Annotated in this window: 19 protein-coding genes; 17 read left to right on the top strand and 2 right to left on the bottom strand. The window is 47.2% G+C overall.

The window, feature by feature from the left end:
• The first annotated feature begins 12 nt into the window (after positions 1-12).
• The 8 genes from AOA56_RS00150 (at position 13) to AOA56_RS00180 (ending at position 9,022) form a co-directional block, all read left to right on the top strand.
• Positions 13-600: a V-type ATP synthase subunit E gene (locus tag AOA56_RS00150; RefSeq protein ID WP_024733990.1), complete on the top strand. Its 588-nt coding sequence runs from the start codon at positions 13-15 to the stop codon at positions 598-600.
• A complete protein-coding gene (locus AOA56_RS00155; RefSeq protein WP_024733991.1) occupies positions 593-2,359 on the top strand; it encodes a V-type ATP synthase subunit A in 1,767 nt (588 codons plus the stop codon). The genes AOA56_RS00150 and AOA56_RS00155 overlap by 8 nt, the downstream gene beginning before the upstream one ends.
• Before the next feature lie 21 nt (positions 2,360-2,380).
• On the top strand, positions 2,381-3,817 hold the full coding sequence (locus AOA56_RS00160; protein ID WP_024733992.1) for a V-type ATP synthase subunit B: 1,437 nt from the start codon (positions 2,381-2,383) through the stop codon (positions 3,815-3,817).
• 14 nt (positions 3,818-3,831) lie between these two features.
• On the top strand, positions 3,832-4,449 hold the full coding sequence (locus tag AOA56_RS00165; RefSeq protein ID WP_024733993.1) for a V-type ATP synthase subunit D: 618 nt from the start codon (positions 3,832-3,834) through the stop codon (positions 4,447-4,449).
• A gap of 35 nt (positions 4,450-4,484) precedes the next feature.
• On the top strand, positions 4,485-5,354 hold the full coding sequence (locus AOA56_RS00170) for a DegV family protein (protein ID WP_024733994.1): 870 nt from the start codon (positions 4,485-4,487) through the stop codon (positions 5,352-5,354).
• Between the two features lie 110 nt (positions 5,355-5,464).
• The gene (locus AOA56_RS16450; protein WP_270522919.1) at positions 5,465-5,596 is read left to right on the top strand and encodes a hypothetical protein; all 132 of its coding nucleotides are present in this window, start codon (positions 5,465-5,467) and stop codon (positions 5,594-5,596) included.
• A gap of 185 nt (positions 5,597-5,781) precedes the next feature.
• Entirely contained in the window at positions 5,782-7,701 is a 1,920-nt protein-coding gene (metG, locus tag AOA56_RS00175; RefSeq protein WP_053768727.1) for a methionine--tRNA ligase, read from the top strand.
• Between the two features lie 79 nt (positions 7,702-7,780).
• A complete protein-coding gene (locus AOA56_RS00180) occupies positions 7,781-9,022 on the top strand; it encodes an aminopeptidase P N-terminal domain-containing protein (protein ID WP_053768728.1) in 1,242 nt (413 codons plus the stop codon).
• Positions 9,023-9,166: 144 nt separating this feature from the next.
• On the opposite strand, the gene AOA56_RS00185 is transcribed toward AOA56_RS00180, so the two are convergent.
• Entirely contained in the window at positions 9,167-9,460 is a 294-nt protein-coding gene (locus AOA56_RS00185) for a hypothetical protein (protein WP_024733997.1), read from the bottom strand.
• A gap of 252 nt (positions 9,461-9,712) precedes the next feature.
• On the opposite strand from AOA56_RS00185, the gene AOA56_RS00190 reads away from it, so the two are divergent.
• From AOA56_RS00190 to AOA56_RS00210, 5 genes are all read left to right on the top strand, one after another.
• Positions 9,713-10,474 carry a TatD family hydrolase gene (locus AOA56_RS00190; RefSeq protein WP_024733998.1) on the top strand — a complete coding sequence of 254 codons (762 nt, stop codon included), beginning with the start codon at positions 9,713-9,715 and terminating at the stop codon, positions 10,472-10,474.
• Between the two features lie 65 nt (positions 10,475-10,539).
• Positions 10,540-11,418 (top strand): 16S rRNA (adenine(1518)-N(6)/adenine(1519)-N(6))-dimethyltransferase RsmA, encoded by an 879-nt coding sequence (gene rsmA, locus AOA56_RS00195; protein ID WP_024733999.1) that lies wholly within the window; start codon positions 10,540-10,542, stop codon positions 11,416-11,418.
• Positions 11,419-11,444: 26 nt separating this feature from the next.
• Complete coding sequence (locus AOA56_RS00200; RefSeq protein ID WP_082349793.1) at positions 11,445-12,125, top strand: TIGR00266 family protein; 681 nt, start codon at positions 11,445-11,447, stop codon at positions 12,123-12,125.
• 62 nt (positions 12,126-12,187) lie between these two features.
• Positions 12,188-13,558, top strand: a complete 1,371-nt coding sequence (locus tag AOA56_RS00205) for a citrate/2-methylcitrate synthase (RefSeq protein ID WP_024734001.1) — start codon at positions 12,188-12,190, stop codon at positions 13,556-13,558.
• A gap of 8 nt (positions 13,559-13,566) precedes the next feature.
• Positions 13,567-14,490, top strand: a complete 924-nt coding sequence (locus AOA56_RS00210; RefSeq protein ID WP_053768730.1) for an alpha/beta fold hydrolase — start codon at positions 13,567-13,569, stop codon at positions 14,488-14,490.
• A 110-nt stretch (positions 14,491-14,600) separates the two neighbouring features.
• Here AOA56_RS00210 and AOA56_RS00215 read toward each other — a convergent pair whose 3' ends face one another.
• Positions 14,601-14,846 (bottom strand): TIGR03905 family TSCPD domain-containing protein, encoded by a 246-nt coding sequence (locus AOA56_RS00215; RefSeq protein ID WP_024734003.1) that lies wholly within the window; start codon positions 14,844-14,846, stop codon positions 14,601-14,603.
• Between the two features lie 268 nt (positions 14,847-15,114).
• On the opposite strand from AOA56_RS00215, the gene AOA56_RS00220 reads away from it, so the two are divergent.
• From AOA56_RS00220 to AOA56_RS00235, 4 genes are all read left to right on the top strand, one after another.
• Entirely contained in the window at positions 15,115-15,807 is a 693-nt protein-coding gene (locus AOA56_RS00220; RefSeq protein ID WP_024734004.1) for a 5'-methylthioadenosine/adenosylhomocysteine nucleosidase, read from the top strand.
• Positions 15,808-15,947: 140 nt separating this feature from the next.
• Positions 15,948-16,832: a hypothetical protein gene (locus AOA56_RS00225; protein WP_053768731.1), complete on the top strand. Its 885-nt coding sequence runs from the start codon at positions 15,948-15,950 to the stop codon at positions 16,830-16,832.
• A 71-nt stretch (positions 16,833-16,903) separates the two neighbouring features.
• Positions 16,904-18,253, top strand: coding sequence for a glucose-6-phosphate isomerase (locus tag AOA56_RS00230; RefSeq protein ID WP_173700525.1), 1,350 nt, complete (start codon positions 16,904-16,906; stop codon positions 18,251-18,253).
• Between the two features lie 168 nt (positions 18,254-18,421).
• The gene (locus AOA56_RS00235; protein ID WP_024734007.1) at positions 18,422-19,033 is read left to right on the top strand and encodes a TetR/AcrR family transcriptional regulator; all 612 of its coding nucleotides are present in this window, start codon (positions 18,422-18,424) and stop codon (positions 19,031-19,033) included.

Raw genomic sequence — 19,033 nt, forward strand, 5'->3', positions numbered from 1 at the left:
GAGGGAGTCCTTTTGACCTTAGAAGAAAAAATCGCAGAGATCCGTTCTTCCTCTATGGAAGCGGCAAGAGCGGAGGGAAATGATATCATAGAAAGCTACCGCAGAGCCCTTGAAAAAGTATTCGAAGATCATAAGCAGGAGGCTGTGCGTCAGATGGAGACTCGTGTGAAGGCAGAGACCGTCAATGCAAAGCAGCAGAAAAATCAGGCAATGGCAAAGGCACAGCTCGACCTGAAACGGCAGGAAGGACGGGTGCAGAAAGAACTGAAAGACAAGGTGTTCCGGGAAGTTATGGAAATGGTGGAAAGCTTTATGAAGACGGAGGAGTACCGGGACTTTCTGCTTTGCTGTATCCGGAAATCATTGGAGTTTGCGGGAGGAGAGGGGCTGACGATTTATATGAATCCGTCGGATGTAGAACTCAAAGAGGAATTGGAATTACGGTCCGGCGCTATGCTGACTATCAGTGAGGAGGACTTTATTGGAGGAATCCGGGCGGTCATCCGGACACGGAATATTCTGATTGATCACTCCTTTAAAACGGCTTTGAGAGCAGAGTATGATGAATTCGTGTTCCGGGGAGGTGATGGGGTTGCTTAAGACAGGAAAAATTTATGGAATCAACGGACCCGTCATTTATTTAAATGGTAATACCGGATTCGGGATGTCAGAGATGGTCTATGTAGGTAAGGATCAACTGGTGGGCGAGGTGATTGCCCTTGAGAAGGACCGGACAACGGTTCAGGTCTATGAGGAGACGTCTGGCCTGCGGCCAGGTGAGGTGGTGACAGCCACTGGAAATGCCGTGTCTGTGACGCTTGCGCCGGGAATCCTCAACAATATCTTTGATGGAATTGAGAGGCCGCTGGAGAAAATCTCCGAGACAGGAGGCGCATTTATTACAAAGGGCGTTTCGGTAGATTCTCTGGATCGTGAGAAACGTTGGAACACCCATTTTACCGTGAGGGAGGGGGATTATGTCAACGGTGGCGATATTTTTGCAGAAGTACCTGAGACAAGGGCTATTGTTCATAAATGTATGATTCCGCCGCACTTACATGGGAAAGTCGTTGCGGTAAAACCTGACGGGGCGTATACGATCGAGGAATCGCTGATTACGCTGGATACCGGGACCGGGGAGACAGTAGAAATTCAGATGGCACAAAGGTGGCCGATTAGGACTCCCCGCCCGGTAAACCAGAGATTTTCAGCTTCCGTTCCTCTTGTGACAGGACAGAGAATTATTGATACGATGTTCCCGATTGCAAAAGGTGGGACGGCTGCAATTCCCGGAGGATTTGGAACAGGAAAGACAATGACTCAGCATCAGATCGCCAAATGGTCTGATGCAGACATCATTATCTATATCGGCTGTGGTGAGCGGGGAAATGAGATGACGCAGGTATTGGAAGAGTTCGGAGAACTGACAGACCCCCGGACCGGCAATCCTTTGATGGACCGGACGACATTGATCGCTAATACATCCAATATGCCGGTGGCAGCCAGAGAGGCCAGCATCTATACCGGACTGACCCTGGCAGAATACTACCGGGATATGGGGTATGATGTGGCGATCATGGCGGATTCGACTTCCAGGTGGGCAGAAGCCCTTAGGGAGCTTTCCGGACGTCTTGAGGAGATGCCTGCAGAAGAGGGCTTTCCGGCCTACTTAGCTTCCCGTTTATCTGCTTTTTATGAGCGGGCAGGTATGATGCAGAACTTAAATGGTACAAAAGGCTCCGTCAGCATCATCGGGGCGGTTTCCCCTCAGGGCGGAGATTTTTCGGAGCCTGTCACCCAGAATACGAAGCGGTTTGTGCGCTGCTTCTGGGGTCTGGATAAGAGCCTTGCTTACTCAAAACATTTCCCTGCGATCCACTGGCTGTCCAGTTACAGCGAATATCTGCAGGATCTTTCCCACTGGTACCAGGACAATGTGTCTCCGAAGTTTGTGGATTACCGGAACCGGCTCATGGCGATTCTGAACCAGGAGAGCAGCCTGCTGGAGATTGTTAAGCTGATCGGAAGCGATGTTTTGCCGGACGATCAGAAGTTGATCCTGGAGATCGCCAGAGTGATCCGTCTTGGATTTTTACAACAGAACGCCTTCCACAAGGACGATACCTGCGTATCCATGGAGAAGCAGTTTTTCATGATGGAGACAATTTTATATCTGTATAAACAGGCACGTGCCCTTGTAACTATGGGGCACCCAATGTCTGTGCTGAAATCGGAAAATATTTTTGAACGTGTCATTGCCATCAAATACGATGTGCCAAACGACCAGTTGGAGTTGTTTGCACAGTACCACCGGGATATTGATACGTTCTACCAGAATGTATTAGAAAAGAACGCATAGTAAAGGAGGGAATCGAACATTATGCCAATCGAATATCTCGGACTGAGCAGCATCAATGGTCCCCTCATCGTTCTGGAAGGGGTGCAGGATGCGTTTTATGATGAAATTGTAGAGTTTATCGTAGGGGGAAACCAGAAGCGGATCGGGAGGATCATTGAGCTTTACGAGGATAAGGCTGTGATTCAGGTCTTTGAAGGATCCGAGGGCATGTCGCTTGTCAATACTCATACGAGACTTACCGGACATCCCATGGAAATCGGACTTTCCAGGGAGATGCTTGGGAGAACCTTTAATGGCATCGGACAGCCCATTGATGATCTGGGGCCGATCGTGCCGAGAAAAAAGCAAGACGTCAATGGTCTGCCGCTGAATCCGGTGAGAAGAGAGTATCCGAGAAACTATATCCGTACCGGGATCTCCGCCATCGACGGACTGACAACGCTGATCCGGGGACAGAAGCTCCCGATTTTCTCTGGAAACGGGCTTCCTCACGACCAGCTTGCGGCCCAGATCGTCAAACAGGCGTCCCTTGGGGAAGATTCGGGAGAAGAGTTTGCCATCGTGTTTGCGGCTATGGGTGTCAAGCATGACGTTGCTGACTTCTTCCGCAGGACGTTTGAAGAGAGCGGGGTGGCTGATCATGTAGCCATGTTTCTGAACCTGGCAAACGATCCGGTAGTGGAGCGTCTGATTACCCCCAAGGTAGCACTCACCGTAGCCGAGTACCTGGCTTTTGAGCAAAATATGCATATTCTTGTTATTTTGACAGACATGACGTCTTTTGCGGAGGCCATGCGTGAAGTGTCCTCTTCCAAAGGAGAGATTCCAAGCCGGAAAGGATTTCCGGGCTATCTTTACAGTGAGCTTGCCGCTATTTATGAGCGTGCAGGCATCGTAGAGGGGACAGGCGGATCGGTGACACAGATTCCGATTCTGACCATGCCAAATGATGATATCACCCATCCGATTCCGGATCTGACCGGATATATCACAGAGGGACAGATCGTGCTTGACCGGAACTTAAACGGACAGTCCATCTACCCACCGATCAGCGTTCTGCCGTCTCTTTCCCGTTTGATGAAGGATGGCATTGGAGAGGGCTATACAAGGGAAGATCATCAGGATCTGGCAAACCAGCTTTTCTCCGCCTATGCAAAGGTGGGAGACGCAAGAAATCTGGCGTCTGTCATCGGAGAGGATGAGCTTTCCCCGATTGATAAGGAGTACCTGGCTTTTGGAAAAGAGTTTGAAGAAAAGTATATCGGGCAGGGCGCGGAAGAAAACCGCACGATCGAAGAGACGCTGGATCTTGGATGGGAGCTTCTTGGAAGGCTGCCAAGAGAAGAACTCGACCGTGTGAATACAAAGATTCTCGATAAATATTACCATCAGACAAAGCGGGAAGATGGCGTCACGACGAGTGCCACTCCCGGATCGGTAGCCAATAAAGAACTGTAAAAGAGGTGAGATGATTGGATCCACGGACATTTCCGACAAAAGGAAACCTGATGCTTGCGAAAAATTCTCTTGCGCTTGCGAAGCAGGGGTATGAACTGATGGACAAGAAACGGAATATCCTGATCCGGGAGCTGATGGAGCTGATCGATCAGGCCCGGACGATCCAGGAGGAAATCGATAGTACTTTCACTTATGCCTATCAGTGTCTGCAAAAGGCGAATATAGAGAATGGAATCAATACGATCTCCCAGATTGCGTATACGGTTCCCATTGAGGATTCCATCGTCATTCAGACAAGAAGTATCATGGGAACGGAGATTCCACATGTGAAATACACGCCTAAGACTCCGGTTCCGACCTATGCGTTCAGCACGACGAAGGAGTCGGCTGACCGGGCGGCGGAAGCATTTCGAAAGGTAAAAGATCTGACGGTCAAGCTATCCATGGTGGAAAACGCAGCATATCGGCTGGCTTCGAATATCAAGAAAACACAAAAACGGGCAAATGCACTGCAGAATATTACAATTCCGATGTATACCGGCCTGGTAACCGATATCAGTAATGCGCTGGAGGAAAAGGACAGGGAAGAGTTTACGAGGCTGAAGGTAATTAAACGAAGAAAACAAGGTTAAAAAAGAGAGAAAAGTAAAATATGAGGAGTAAAACAATGGACTATATCATTACGACAGATTCCAATTCGGATGTGCCGTCAGAAGTACTGAATCAATATGGAATCCCGGTGATCCCACAATATTACGCATTTGGTGACGTCGTCTACGGGGACGAAAAAAACATGACGCCAAAAGAATTTTATGAGACTATGCGAAAGGGTGATCTGCCGAAATCCATGGCCAATAATCCGGCAGTGATCCGGGAAAAATTTGAAACGATTTTAAAGAAAGGGAAGGATATCCTCCATATTGCCTTTTCCAGTGCGTTAAGCGGAAGTTGTAACAATGTGCGTATGACGGCGAAAGAGCTGCTGGAGGAATATCCGGAGCGGAAGATTACCATCTTTGATTCACTGAACGCTTCACTTGGAGAGGGAGTATCCGTTTATCGGGCGGCTGAACTCAGAGAGGCAGGGAAGTGCATGGACGAGGTCTGCGAAGTACTGAAGGAGGAGCGAGATCATGTCAATGTCTGGTTTACCGTAGATGATCTTCACCATCTCCAGAGGGGAGGCCGTGTATCAAAGACAACGGCGATTGTCGGAAGTATGATTAATATCAAGCCGCTGCTGCGGGTGACAGCGTCCGGGGAGCTCAAATCCGATGGAACCGTCCGTGGACGAAAGAAGGCGCTCAAGACTTTGGTGACAAATATGGAAAAGAGTCTGGAACTTGGCGAATATGGAAAGGATCGCCTTGTCTGTATCCTGCATGGCGACTGTATGGACGATGCACTGGCAGTCAAACGTATGGTAAACGATCTTGGGTTTGAGAGGATCGTCATTAATGATGTCAGCCCAAGTATCGGCACGCATGCAGGACCGGGTGTGGTAGGACTTGTATACTATGGAAAAAAGCGGGAGTAGAGCCAGAGCTATGAAGCTGCGTCCGGGTACAGCCATGATTTCACGCCGGAGGGTTCTTGACTTTCCATTTTTTCTATGCTACCATTTCAACTATATGAGAAAACGCAGAGATGAAGAGAGTACATGTTCTGGAATCTTACAGAGAATTCCCGGATGGCCTGATCGGGCCGGATGCTGAGAGGGATAGAAGATGGGGCATGGAAGATGGCTTCGGAGCGGCATGGATGAACACGAAGTGGTGATAATCCGTGATGGGTCCGCCCGTTACAGCGGGGGGTGTCAGAGGACACTCGCTGAGATCTGTTCTGTGAGGGACAGATGAATGGAAGTGGTAACGCGAATTCGCCTTCCGGGGATTTCCCTGGAGGGCATTTTTATTTCGTGAAAAAGAGTTCCGGAAAGGAATCAGGAAAAGGAGAGAAAATGTATGTGCAGTAACTGTAATGAAAAGCAAAAGTATTATATTACCACTGCGATTGCCTACACATCAGGCAAGCCGCATATCGGTAACACATATGAGTTCGTGCTTGCGGATGCGATCGCAAGATACAAAAGAAGCAAAGGATATGACGTCTATTTCCAGACGGGAACCGATGAACATGGTCAGAAAATCGAGTTGAAAGCTGAGGAGGCAGGGATCACACCGAAGGAATATGTGGATAAGGTAGCTGCCCAGGTAAAAGAGATTGCGGATTTAATGAATACGTCTTACGACCATTTTATCCGGACGACAGATGATTACCATGAAAAGCAGGTACAGAAGATTTTTAAAAAGCTGTACGACAAAGGGGACATTTATAAAGGATATTACGAGGGAATGTACTGTACTCCATGCGAATCATTCTTTACAGAGTCCCAACTTGTGGATGGTAAATGCCCGGACTGCGGTCGCCCGTGTACGCCGGCCAAGGAAGAGGCGTATTTCTTCAAGATGAGCAAATACGCAGACCGCCTGATCCAGTATATCAATGAGCACCCGGAGTTTATTCAGCCGGTTGCCAGAAAAAATGAGATGATGAACAATTTTCTTCTTCCGGGGCTTCAGGATCTCTGTGTTTCCAGAACTTCTTTCAAGTGGGGAATTCCGGTTGACTTTGATCCGAAACATGTCGTCTATGTATGGCTGGACGCACTGACAAATTATATTACCGGAATCGGATACGATGTTGACGGGAACAGCACGGAACTGTTTCATAAAAACTGGCCGGCAGATCTTCATCTGATTGGAAAAGATATTATTCGTTTTCATACGATTTACTGGCCGATTTTCCTGATGGCACTGGATCTGCCGCTTCCAAAACAAGTCTTCGGGCATCCGTGGCTCTTGCAGGGGGACGGTAAGATGAGCAAATCCAAGGGAAACGTCATCTATGCTGATGAGCTGGTTCATCTGTTTGGTGTGGACGCTGTGCGTTATTTCGTTCTGCATGAGATGCCGTTTGACAACGACGGCGTCATCACCTGGGAGTTGATGGTAGAGAGAATGAATTCAGATCTTGCCAATACACTTGGAAATTTGGTCAACCGGACTGTTTCCATGACAAATAAATATTTTGGTGGTACAGTGACAGACAAAGGCATAGCAGAGGAGGTTGACAGCGATCTGAAGCGTGTAACAAAGGAAACATCCGGGAAAGTAGACGCAAAGATGGAAGATCTCAGAGTGGCGGACGCCATTACAGAAATATTTAATCTGTTCAAGCGCTGCAATAAATATATTGATGAGACAATGCCGTGGGCGCTGGCAAAAGAAGAAGATAAAAAAGGCCGTCTGGAGACGGTGCTTTTCAACCTGATTTCCAGCATTTCCGAGGGGGCAAGACTGCTTACTCCATATATGCCGGAGACGTCCGGGAAGATTCTCGCACAGCTTGGCGGCGGTCATGTAACGGATAAGCCGGAGATCCTCTTTGCCAGAAGAGACTTAAAAGAAGTGATGGAAGAGGTAGAAAAACTTCACCCGGCGCAGCCGGAAGAGGAGCCGGAGGAAGAAGGCCCGGTGATCGATATTGAGGCAAAACCGGAGATTGCTTATGACGATTTTATGAAGATGCAGTTTCAGGTAGGAGAAATCATCAAGTGTGAGGAGGTCCCAAAGTCCAAAAAGCTTCTCTGCTCTCAGGTGAAGATCGGAAGCCAGGTACGCCAGATTGTTTCTGGTATTAAAAAATGGTATTCACCGGAAGAGATGGTAGGTAAAAAAGTAATGGTTCTTGTGAATTTGAAGCCAGCAAAGCTTGCAGGAGTGCTCTCTGAGGGAATGATCCTCTGCGCCGAAGATAAGAACGGAAATATTGTACTCATGAAGCCGGAAAAAGATGTTCCGGCAGGAGCGGAAATCTGCTAGGAAAAGGATGATTCTTTTGATCGTTTGTGGTAGAATGTTATTAGACTAAAGTACAAATGCATAAGGAGGGAAACGATCAATGGAACCACAATTTTACAAGGGAAACAGGGACGCGTTTATGGAGAAGCTTGCGCCGGGAAGTCTGGCCCTCTTTTTCAGCGGCGTTCCTGTCCGTAAAACAGCGGACGAGGATTATGCTTATTTTGCGAACCGCAATTTTGTCTATCTGACTGGAATGGAGCAAAAAGACACAATCCTGATGTTGGAAAAGGACGCGTCCGGGTGTCGGGAGACCCTGTTTATTCTGCCTCCGAATCTGATCGAAGAGAGATGGACCGGAGCGAGAATGAAGCCGGAGGAGATTGAAGCCGCATCTATGATTTCCAACTTTGCTTACCGTGACACGTTTGAGGAAGAGCTCAAAAAAGTGCTGGCATCCGGGAGAATTGAAAAAGTCTACCTGGATATCGATCGGATGGACGGACAGGTCGTAGTCAGCGGAGCAGACAGCATGGAGACATTCTTGAAACAGGAATATCCAAATCTTCTGATTGAAAATTCGCTCCCGATTTTGAAGAAGCTGCGTCTTATCAAGAAGCCTTGCGAGATTCGGGCGATGGAAAAAGCGCAGGAGATCACAAAGGCCGGAATTCTGGCGATGATGACACATTCAAAGCCGGGAATGTACGAATACCAGTATAAGGCAGAGTACGACTACGCTCTGGCGCAGCACGGAGTACTGGAAGCGGGATTTCCTTCCATTATCAGTGCCGGAAAGAATAATTTCTGCATCCACTATTATGGTTACCGGGGACAGGCTATGGATGGGGATATCGTACTGAATGACGTTGGAGTACGCTGGGACAATGAGCTGACGGACGTATCCAGAGGGTGGCCATGCAACGGAAAATACTCCTCGAGACAGAAGCTGCTCTTTGAGTGCCAGTACAAGACTTCGGAGCATATGTTTTCAACGCTGAAACCGGGAGTACCGATGATGGAAGTAGATGCGGAGATCCGCCGCTATTGTTTTGAGCAGCTCAAAGAAGCGGGAGTATGCAAGAGCTTTGACGATATCGGAACGTATATGTGGCATGGCGGCGCACACCATGTAGGATTTGACACCCATGACGTCGTGTCGGCCAGGGACGAGCTTCTCCGTCCGGGAATGACATTCTGCGTGGATATCGGAATTTACCATGAGGAGTGGGGAATCGGATTCCGACTGGAAGACAACTGCCTGATTACAGAGGACGGATGCCGCAATTTATCCAAAGATATCCCAAGAACAGTGGAAGACATTGAAGCGGTGATGAATTAAAAAAGGAACGGTAAAGGAGCATACACTGGAGATTCTGGTGTATGCTTCTGTTGCTTTTATCACCGGAAGAGAAATAGAAAAAAATAAGACCGAAAAGCATACGGCGCACCGCAAGGGGAGATCCCTTTGAGGTGCGCCATTGTGTTAGCTGAGTTCTACTTTTTCTGCTTCTTCTGGTTTAAATTCATTTCTCAGGTCGTAGATGTTATGTCCTGTGGATTCGCTTAATACGCGTCCTTCTAGAGAATAGCACCGTATAAAACGTCTTCCGTCTACGCTGGACCAGTGCTCTACGTCCCACGTCATATATCCGTCTTCATCGCTTTTTTTCTCTTTCAGATATAAATCGACCTGTCGTCCACCCGGAGCCATGAGTTTGATAAGCTCGTCCGTATCAGCGGTAAGTTCGGTCTTATTTACCTTGTCATATACCTGCATTGAAAAGTCCCTCCTATTGATATTCTATTTGAATTATAGTATGTTTTAAATTATAATACAACCATCTTGCGGAAAATTAAATAACTATTCAGCCATGCGGCCGGAGAGATCGAATATCCGGCGCAAGCTTGCTTGCAGCCGATTTTGGATCTCTCCGGACATATGGCGTTTAGCCATAAGCGAAGATTTAGCTGCGTCAGCCGCGAATCTGAGCTGGATGGCTGGATAGTTACAAAAGTGAGGAGTGAAAAAATGATTTTTGATACACATGCACACTATAGCGACGAGCAGTTTGACAAAGACCGGGATGAGCTTTTATGGGGGATGGAAGATGAAGGCGTAGGAACTATTGTGGAGATCGGAGCGTCCATGGAGTCCAGCCGGGAGGCCATTCGTCTGGCAGAGCAGTATCCTTTCGTCTATGCGTCAGTGGGTGTCCATCCGGATCATGTAGGGGAACTGAATGAGGAGACTTTTGGAGAACTTGACCGGATGTGCAGTCATGGGAAAGTCAGGGCTGTCGGGGAAATCGGACTGGACTATCACTGGGATACGGAACCAAGAGAGATTCAGAAACATTGGTTTATCCGGCAGCTTGAGCTGGCGGCCGGAAAAAACCTGCCGGTCAATATTCACAGCCGGGACGCGGCGGAAGATACAATGGAGATTATGAAAACCTACGGCAAAGGAACGAGAGGCATTATTCATTGTTTTTCTTACTCTAAGGAGATGGCATTGGAATATGTGAAGATGGGATTTTATATCGGCATCGGCGGTGTGGTAACATTTAAAAATGGCAGGAAGCTAAAGGAGATCGCAACAGAAATTCCGTTGGAGCGGATCGTACTGGAGACGGACTGTCCATATCTTGCCCCGGAGCCGAACCGGGGCAGGAGAAATGATTCCAGGAATATTCATTATGTAGCGGAGCAGATCGCACAGCTCAAAGGGATATCTAAGGAAACAGTAATAAAGCAGACTGAAAACAATGCAAAATTAATATACTTTTCATAATATTTTAACCATTTAAAGAAGCAAAGTGTGTTATACTAAATAAAGCGGTAAAGTGAGGAAGATTTATGACAGATCCTTTTTTAGGAAATCCGCAGAATACGATTGCGGTATTACAGAAATATCATTTCAATTTCCAGAAGAAGTTCGGACAGAATTTTTTGATTGACACCCACGTTCTGGACAAGATTATCCGGGCAGCCGAGATTACAAAAGACGATTTCGTGCTGGAGATCGGGCCGGGGATCGGGACAATGACACAGTATCTTGCACAGGCGGCAAGAGAAGTGGTAGCAGTAGAGATTGACAAAGCACTGATTCCCATTCTACAGGACACCCTTTCTGGATTTCCCAATGCAGAAGTCATACAGGATGATATCCTGAAGGTAGATATTGCAGAGCTGGCAGCCGAGCGAAATGGTGGCAGGCCGATTAAAGTCGTTGCAAATCTGCCTTATTACATTACTACTCCGATCATTATGAGCCTTTTCGAGCATGATGTGCCGTTGGCTTTAGTGACTGTAATGGTTCAAAAAGAGGTGGCGGAGCGGATGCAGGCTGGACCGGGGAGCAAGGATTACGGAGCGCTGTCCCTTGCGGTTCAATACTATGCCGATCCATACATAGTGGCGAATGTGCCTCCGAACTGTTTTATGCCAAGGCCAAATGTGGGATCGGCAGTGATCCGTCTGACAAGGCATAAGGTGCCACCGGTGCAGGTAGAGGATGAAAAGCTGATGTTCCAGATGATCCGGGCTTCATTCAACCAGAGAAGGAAGACACTTGTAAACGGGCTGAATCATTCCCCGGAAATGACTCTTACAAAAGAACAGATCACCAAGGCGGTAGAAGGCCTCGGGAAAGGCGCCGGCGTAAGAGGGGAAGCACTGACGCTTGAGGAGTTCGCAAAGCTCAGTAACACGATATATCAGATGAAGTTGTCATAAATATTCAGGGAAAAGGAGGCAGGAAGATGCGGTATGAGATTAAAGGAGAGACGTTGCCGGTAGTAATCTGTCACCTGGAAGATGGAGAGCAGATGGTGACGGAGAAGGGTGCGATGAGCTGGATGTCGCCGAATATGAAGATGGAGTCCGGTGCACGTGGTGGACTTGGGAAAGCATTTGGCAGAATGTTTTCCGGAGATTCGATTTTTCAGAACATTTATACTGCGGAACGGGGAAATGGGATGATTGCCTTTGCGTCCAGTTTCCCGGGCTCTATAAAGGTATTTGAAGTAGGGCCAGGACAGGAATATGTGCTTCAGAAGAGCGCGTTTCTTGCCTCTGAGGCGAGTGTGGAGCTGAGCATCCATTTTCAGAAGAAAATCGCTTCCGGGTTGTTCGGAGGCGAGGGATTCATTATGCAGAAAGCATCTGGGCAGGGAACCGTCTTTGCTGAGTTTGATGGTCATGTGGTGGAGTATGAGCTGCGGGCAGATCAGCAGATTGTCGTTGATACTGGATATCTGGCAGCTATGTCTGCCTCATGCGGTATTGAGATCCGGAGTGTGCCGGGTATCAAGAATATGGTATTTGGAGGGGAGGGCCTTTTTAACACCGTGATTACAGGCCCGGGACATGTGTGGCTTCAGACGATGCCGCTCAGCAATGTGGCAGGCGTACTGAGACCGTATTTCCCATCGTCAAAATAAAGTAGTCTCGCTTGTGAAAACAGACGATTGACGAGAACCAAGACATAAAGGAGGAACAGCTTATGGCCAAAACAGTTGATGAAGCATTATTTAAGATTACACCACAGATTCAGAAGCTCTCGGAGATTTGTGAAGAGAACAATGCAATCGACAAAGAGCTCTTTACAAAATACGAAGTAAAGAGAGGATTGCGTGATTTGAACGGAAAAGGTGTGCTTGCCGGTCTGACCAATGTTTCTGATGTTCATGCGAAAGAAATCATTGACGGCAAGGAAGTTCCCTGTCCGGGAAGCCTTTATTACCGGGGCTATAATATCAAAGACCTGGTCAATGGCTTTTTGTCCGCACATCATTTTGGATTTGAAGAGATTGCGTATTTGCTTTTATTTGGTGAACTCCCGACAAAAAAACAGTTGGAAGAGTTCCACGATCTTTTGGTGGAGCGTAGAACATTGCCGCCGAATTTCGTGCGGGATGTAATTATGAAAGCATCCAGTCCGGACATGATGAACAGTATTTCAAGAAGCATTCTTCAACTGTACTCCTATGATGAGAAAGCGGACGATACGAGTATTCCGAATGTTCTGCGGCAATGCCTGAATCTCATCAGTCAGTTTCCGATGCTGATGGTGTACGGATATCATGCATACAATTACAAGATGGGAGAGGATCTTTTTATATACGCACCGAAGCCGGAGCTGTCCACAGCAGAGAATATTCTGATGATGTTAAGAGAAGACCGGAAATATACAGAGCTCGAGGCAAAGATTCTCGACATGGCGCTGGTACTTCATATGGATCACGGCGGCGGTAACAATTCCACCTTTACGACTCACGTTGTCACCTCCTCCGGTACCGACACATACTCCACGATGGCGGCTGCCATGGCGTCTTTAAAGGGACCGAAGCATGGCGGAGCCAATATCAAAGTTGTAAAGATGTTTGAGGATATGAAAGCTCAGTTAAACGACTGGGCAGATGAAGATGAAGTAAAAGATTATCTGTCCCGGCTTCTTGATAAGCAGGCATTCGATAAGAAAGGGCTGATTTACGGAATGGGACATGCGGTATATTCCATCTCCGATCCGAGAGCAGAGATCTTTAAAGTCTTTGTAGAGAAGCTTGCTAAAGAAAAAGGTTACGAAAAAGAATATGCGCTTTATGAGCTTGTGGAGCGTTTAGGCCCGCAGGTTATTGGAGAGAAAAGAAAGATATACAAAGGAGTCAATGCCAATGTCGACTTCTACAGCGGCCTGGTATACAGTATGCTGGGACTGCCCCCGGCTCTTTACACGCCGATCTTTGCGGCGGCGCGTGTGGTCGGTTGGAGTGCACACCGTCTGGAAGAGCTGAAGAACGTGGACAAGATCATCCGTCCGGCGTACAAGGCTCTGGCAGGACATAAAGAATATGTCAAGCTGGAAGACAGGTAGGAGGCAGCATGAAACGAGAGGGATTCTATCTTTCCTGTGACCATAAAACAAAAATCCATGCAGTAGCATGGATACCGGAAAATAGAGAGATACGGGCTGTGATACAGCTTTGTCACGGGATGACAGAATATGTGAATCGATATGATGAATTTGCAAGGTGGCTTGCTGAGAAGGGATATTATGTTACCGGGCATGATCACCTGGGGCATGGGCAATCTGTTCTATCAGAGGAGGATTATGGATACTTTCCGGACAAACGAGGCAATGAATGTGTGATTGGGGATATACGTAAGTTGTTCTTGGCGACAAAAAAGCGGTATCCAGACTGTCCGTATTTTATGCTGGGACACAGTATGGGGTCTTTTTTGCTCAGACAGTATATCCAGAACTATGGGAAAGAGCTTACTGGTGCCATTGTGATGGGAACCGGGTATAAGCCGTATCCGCTGCTTGTGGCAGGAGGATTACTTTGTAGTGCGATCGGTAATTTGCGGGGTGGCCATTACCGGAGCCGTCTTGTAGATAACATGGCGTTTGGAGGCTATAATAAGTCGTTTGAGCCCGGGAAGACCGGAAGAGAGTGGCTGTCAGCAAATCCCGAAAATGTTGTACATTACGAGGAAGACCCGCTCTGTGGATTTTTGTTTACTGTGACTGCGTACAGACAGATGTTTCGCGGAATGAAGACACTGACGAAAAAGGGAGTCGCGAATATTCCCAAGGATCTTGCGGTACTCTTTGTGTCGGGAGACAAAGACCCGGTAGGAGACTTTGGAGCCGGAGTATGGAGAGTCTATGAGCAGTACCGAAAAGCTGGAATGAAGGATGTGGAGATCCAACTGTATTCCGGGGATCGGCATGAGATTTTAAATGAGAAAGATCGGAAGAGAGTCTTTGAGAAGATCGCAGACTGGATGGCAAAGCGTGAATAAACTTTAGCTGATGAACGCAAAAAAGGGATGGTCTGGAACAATGCTTGCAATAGTGTTCCGGAACTATCCCTTTTCCTTGTGGCTTCAAAGCGGATCGCTTTTTTTAGCTTTTATTCATTCTGGCTTGCCTGAAGTGCTTTTGCAAACTGATCCGGGCAGGATGTAGCTTTTGCGCCACATTTAATTCCGGAAAGACGGTGGATGGCGTCTTCGACTTCCATCCCTTCTACAAGGCTTGCGATACCCTGGAGATTTCCGTTGCAGCCGCCGAGAAAACGGACATTGTGGATGCGGTTTTGATCATCCAGATCAAACTGGATCTCTTTGGAACAAACGCCTGTTGGTCTGTATTTCATGATAATTCCTCCATTTCTGATTCCCTTCCGAGACAGAATTATAGCAAACAGGAAAAAAAGATGCTAGGTATAAATGAAAAAATTTGTTATACTGTGGGAAAAAGGGTTACTATTTACAGCCGATTCAAGATTCCGTACTGTGAAGCAGTCACCCCACCCACATAAGCAGTCTTAGCTCCGTGGGGAGCGGGACTGGAGCACTGTGAGTGCGACGAGTGCGCATGCGGGCGGGGTGCTGTAAATAGCAACAAAAAAGGAGGTCGAAACCATGATAGGAATTATCGGGGCAATGGAAGATGAAGTTGCACAGTTGAAAAAGAATATGGAAATAGAAGAAACAACCGAGGTTGCCTCCCTTTCTTTTTGTAGAGGGAAACTTTCCGGCAGAGAGGTTGTTGTTGTAAGGAGTGGCATCGGCAAGGTCAATGCGGCGATCTGTACACAGATCCTTGTAGATCAATTTCATGTGGATGTGATTATCAACACGGGGATTGCAGGCTCGCTGGATGCGGAAATTGATATTGGTGATATTGTGATTTCCACAGATGCGGTGGAACATGATATGGACGCCAGTATATTTGGTGATCCGATCGGTCAGATTCCTCAGATGGATACATTCTCTTTCCCGGCAGACGAAAGTCTGGTCAAATTAGCAAAGGAAGTCAACGAGAAAGCCAATCCAGATGTCCATACCTGGATCGGAAGGGTCGTAAGTGGCGATCAGTTTGTATCTTCCGGGGAGAAGAAAGAGCAGCTTATTCGGGTCTTTGACGCAAAGTGTACAGAAATGGAGGGTGCGGCCATCGCTCATGCGGCCTATCTCAACAAAATTTCGTGCGTCATCATTCGTGCCATTTCGGATAAAGCCGACAACAGTGCTGTTGTGGACTATCCGGCTTTCGAAGCGGCGGCAATCCGGCATAGTGTCCGGCTGATCGAGGCGCTGGTTTCGGAGATCTAGGAGAGGAACACTTTCGAGTCGGCAAAAAACGCCTGCTTTTGCAGGGATTTATAAAAATTATGTAGAACGGTTATTGAGCCTTTTTCTGTTATTATCAGTTATACTTAAAAACAAACAAAATAACGGAGGAGGCTCTTTTTATGTTGGAAGCAGTATGGAAACACGGAGTGTTATTTTACGCGGTCGGGGTGATGTGTGTTCTGGGAGTCATCAGTAAGATCACTGTCAGCCTGACACTGAGGCGTCTGGTAAAAGAGGCGGGCAAAATGGGGAAAAGCCTGCATCCTTTGATGAAGCTTGTCCGGGCAAAATTTGAACATGCCTGTATGGTGAGCGATAAGGTGCAAAATATCCGGGCGTTTGTGGATAAGTATATGTATGAATACAAAGTACTGTGGATAAAGCTTCATAGCTGGAGGCAGATGGAGAAGGCGGCCGCATGGTGCTGCCTGGTGTTTGGAGCCGCAGGGGCAGCCGCCGCATATGTGGGGGAGGCACCGCTGGAAACTGTAGGACAGTACGCGGCTGCCGGTCTGGCAGGATCGCTGCTTTTGTTTGCCCTTCGGATGGTGACGGACGAGGGCTATCAGTTAGAAGCAGCCAAAAACTATATGATTGAGTTCTTGGAAAATACATATGCCCGCAGGTATGAAAAAATGAGTCAGACGGCGGAAGTGGAAGAAGAAATCCAGTTAGCGGAGAAAAAGGCGGTTTTGGAAGAAGGGCCGACAGAGAATGAGAAAGAGACGATAGCAGCCTTCCAGGTGGAGGCAGAGTCTCAGGAGATGGCAGAAGAAGCAGCTCCGGCGGTGGCGGCAAGCGCTAAAGTGAGGGCAGGAGCATTCGCTTTTGACCGGGAGCAGGACACATATTCCAGAGAGCCGGAACACGAGAAGATTGAGTCAGAACTTGTTACTTTGATGAAAGAAGAACAGGAGAAGGGAAAAGACGAAGAAGAACACAGGGAGAAGAGAAGAAGAGATGAACAGATGATCCGTGAGATCCTTGCTGAGTTTTTAACTTGATAATTAAAAGGCCTTTTGCTAAAATATACCTGTAATAACTACCTATAATGATGATAGAAAGGATGGGTAATGTGATGGCAAAGGTAACATTTGACTATTCAAAGGCAAATCTGTTTATCAGGGAACATGAGATGGAGTCCATGAAAGATATCGTACTGGCAGCAAAGGACAAGTTGTTGGCACGCACAGGAGCAGGAAATGATTTCCTTGGATGGATCGACCTTCCGGAAGATTATGATAAAGATGAGTTTGAGAGAATTCAGAAAGCGGCAGATAAGATCAAGGCAGATTCCGACGTACTTCTTGTAATCGGAATAGGAGGTTCCTATCTCGGAGCCAGAGCTGCGATTGAGTTCTTAAGACACAGTTTCTACAATATGATTTCCAAAGAGGCACGTAAGACGCCAGAGATCTACTTTGTAGGAAATAGTATCAGCAGTACCTATCTTCACGACCTGATTGATGTGATCGGAGAGAGAGACTTTTCTGTAAATATTATTTCCAAGTCCGGTACGACGACAGAGCCGGCCATCGCATTCCGCATCTTTAAAGAAATGCTGGAGAAGAAGTACGGGAAAGAAGAGGCGGCAAAGAGAATCTACGCCACCACAGATAAGGAAAGAGGAGCGCTTAAAAATCTGGCGACAGAGGAAGGATATGAATCTTTTGTTGTTCCTGATGATGTAGGAGGACGTTTTTCCGTTCTGACAGCAGTCGGACTTCTTCCGATCGCTGCAAGTGGAGCGGATATTACGAAACTGATGGAAGGTGCGGCATCCGCCAGAAAAGCAGCGCTGGAGCTTTCCTTTGAGGAAAATGACGCACTGAAATACGCGGCAGTCAGAAATATTCTTCATGCGAAGGGAAAATCAGTGGAAGTACTGGCAAACTATGAGCCAAGCCTTCACTATGTATCCGAGTGGTGGAAACAGCTCTACGGTGAAAGCGAAGGAAAAGATCAGAAGGGTATTTTTCCGGCGTCTGTGGATTTAACAACAGACCTTCATTCTATGGGACAGTTCATCCAGGACGGAAGCAGGATTATGTATGAGACGGTCCTCAATGTAGAGAAATCCAGAGAGGAAGTTATGATCGGCGAAGAGCCGGTAGATCTCGATGGACTGAACTACCTGGCAGGACAGACGGTGGACTTCGTCAACAAGAGTGCCATGAACGGAACTGTTCTTGCCCACACAGATGGGAATGTGCCGAATTTGATGGTGAACATTCCGGAACAGAATGAATTCTACCTTGGAGAACTATTCTATTTCTTTGAATTTGCCTGTGGTGTCAGCGGCTATATTCTTGGGGTCAACCCATTCAACCAGCCGGGTGTAGAGGCATACAAGAAAAATATGTTTGCGCTCCTGGGCAAACCTGGATATGAAAAGGAACGCGAAGAACTGATGAAGAGATTATAAGACATTGTAAATATCAAAAAGAGATCAGAAAAAGAGCCGTAGTTTTATAAAAATGCGGCTCTTTTATACTGGTTTTTTATTTGTCATATTCAGGTCTTTACAAAAATGGTCAACGGGAAGAAAATAGATTCAGATGGAGTCATATAAAAACCGGAGGGAATCAGTACTATGAACGAGAAATTTTATTGCCTGCCTGAAGAAAAGCAGCAACGGATTATAAATGCCGGATTTCTGGTGTTTAGTGACACCAGTTACCGGAGAGCGCCGGTTTCGGATGTGGCAAAGGCGGCTGGAATCAGCAAAGCATTGCTGTTCCATTATTTTAAGAATAAAAAGGAATTTTATCTGTTTCTTTGGGGGAAAGCAGTGGAGACAGGAACTCGAATTTTGAATGAAAAGGAGCTTCTCAGTCAGCAGGACTTCTTTGCAAAGTTCGAGATAGGAATGAAAAGGAAACTGAGGATAATCCGGGACTATCCTCATTTGGCTGGATTTATTTTGCGGGCAGTACAGGAACCGGAGGAAGAGATCCATATGGCGATCCAGGATAAGATGAAGAAGTTGGTGGATGATTACTGTATGCCGATCATCGGAAACGTTGAAAAGGAGCGATTTCTTCCGGATTTAGATTTCGATATGATGTATAGGGAAATGTACTGGGCGTGTGAAGGGTATCTCAATACGATCATGCAGTCGGGTCATATAGATCTGAAACAGGCGGAAGAGGGGTTCCAGAAGCTTCTGGATTTTTGGAAACAGGTATATCTACGGAGGGAATAA

The organism is Sellimonas intestinalis, assembly GCF_001280875.1.
In the GTDB taxonomy this organism is placed as follows: domain Bacteria; phylum Bacillota; class Clostridia; order Lachnospirales; family Lachnospiraceae; genus Sellimonas; species Sellimonas intestinalis.

Coding starts and splice junctions, on each gene's coding strand:
- AOA56_RS00205 (WP_024734001.1), top strand. CDS start 12,188: ATGGCCAAAACAGTTGATGAAGCATTATTTAAGATTACACCACAGATT.
- AOA56_RS00215 (WP_024734003.1), bottom strand. CDS start 14,846: ATGAAATACAGACCAACAGGCGTTTGTTCCAAAGAGATCCAGTTTGAT.
- AOA56_RS16450 (WP_270522919.1), top strand. CDS start 5,465: ATGAAGAGAGTACATGTTCTGGAATCTTACAGAGAATTCCCGGATGGC.
- AOA56_RS00210 (WP_053768730.1), top strand. CDS start 13,567: ATGAAACGAGAGGGATTCTATCTTTCCTGTGACCATAAAACAAAAATC.
- AOA56_RS00160 (WP_024733992.1), top strand. CDS start 2,381: ATGCCAATCGAATATCTCGGACTGAGCAGCATCAATGGTCCCCTCATC.
- AOA56_RS00190 (WP_024733998.1), top strand. CDS start 9,713: ATGATTTTTGATACACATGCACACTATAGCGACGAGCAGTTTGACAAA.
- rsmA (WP_024733999.1), top strand. CDS start 10,540: ATGACAGATCCTTTTTTAGGAAATCCGCAGAATACGATTGCGGTATTA.
- AOA56_RS00225 (WP_053768731.1), top strand. CDS start 15,948: ATGTTGGAAGCAGTATGGAAACACGGAGTGTTATTTTACGCGGTCGGG.
- metG (WP_053768727.1), top strand. CDS start 5,782: ATGTGCAGTAACTGTAATGAAAAGCAAAAGTATTATATTACCACTGCG.
- AOA56_RS00180 (WP_053768728.1), top strand. CDS start 7,781: ATGGAACCACAATTTTACAAGGGAAACAGGGACGCGTTTATGGAGAAG.
- AOA56_RS00170 (WP_024733994.1), top strand. CDS start 4,485: ATGGACTATATCATTACGACAGATTCCAATTCGGATGTGCCGTCAGAA.
- AOA56_RS00235 (WP_024734007.1), top strand. CDS start 18,422: ATGAACGAGAAATTTTATTGCCTGCCTGAAGAAAAGCAGCAACGGATT.
- AOA56_RS00220 (WP_024734004.1), top strand. CDS start 15,115: ATGATAGGAATTATCGGGGCAATGGAAGATGAAGTTGCACAGTTGAAA.
- AOA56_RS00200 (WP_082349793.1), top strand. CDS start 11,445: ATGCGGTATGAGATTAAAGGAGAGACGTTGCCGGTAGTAATCTGTCAC.
- AOA56_RS00185 (WP_024733997.1), bottom strand. CDS start 9,460: ATGCAGGTATATGACAAGGTAAATAAGACCGAACTTACCGCTGATACG.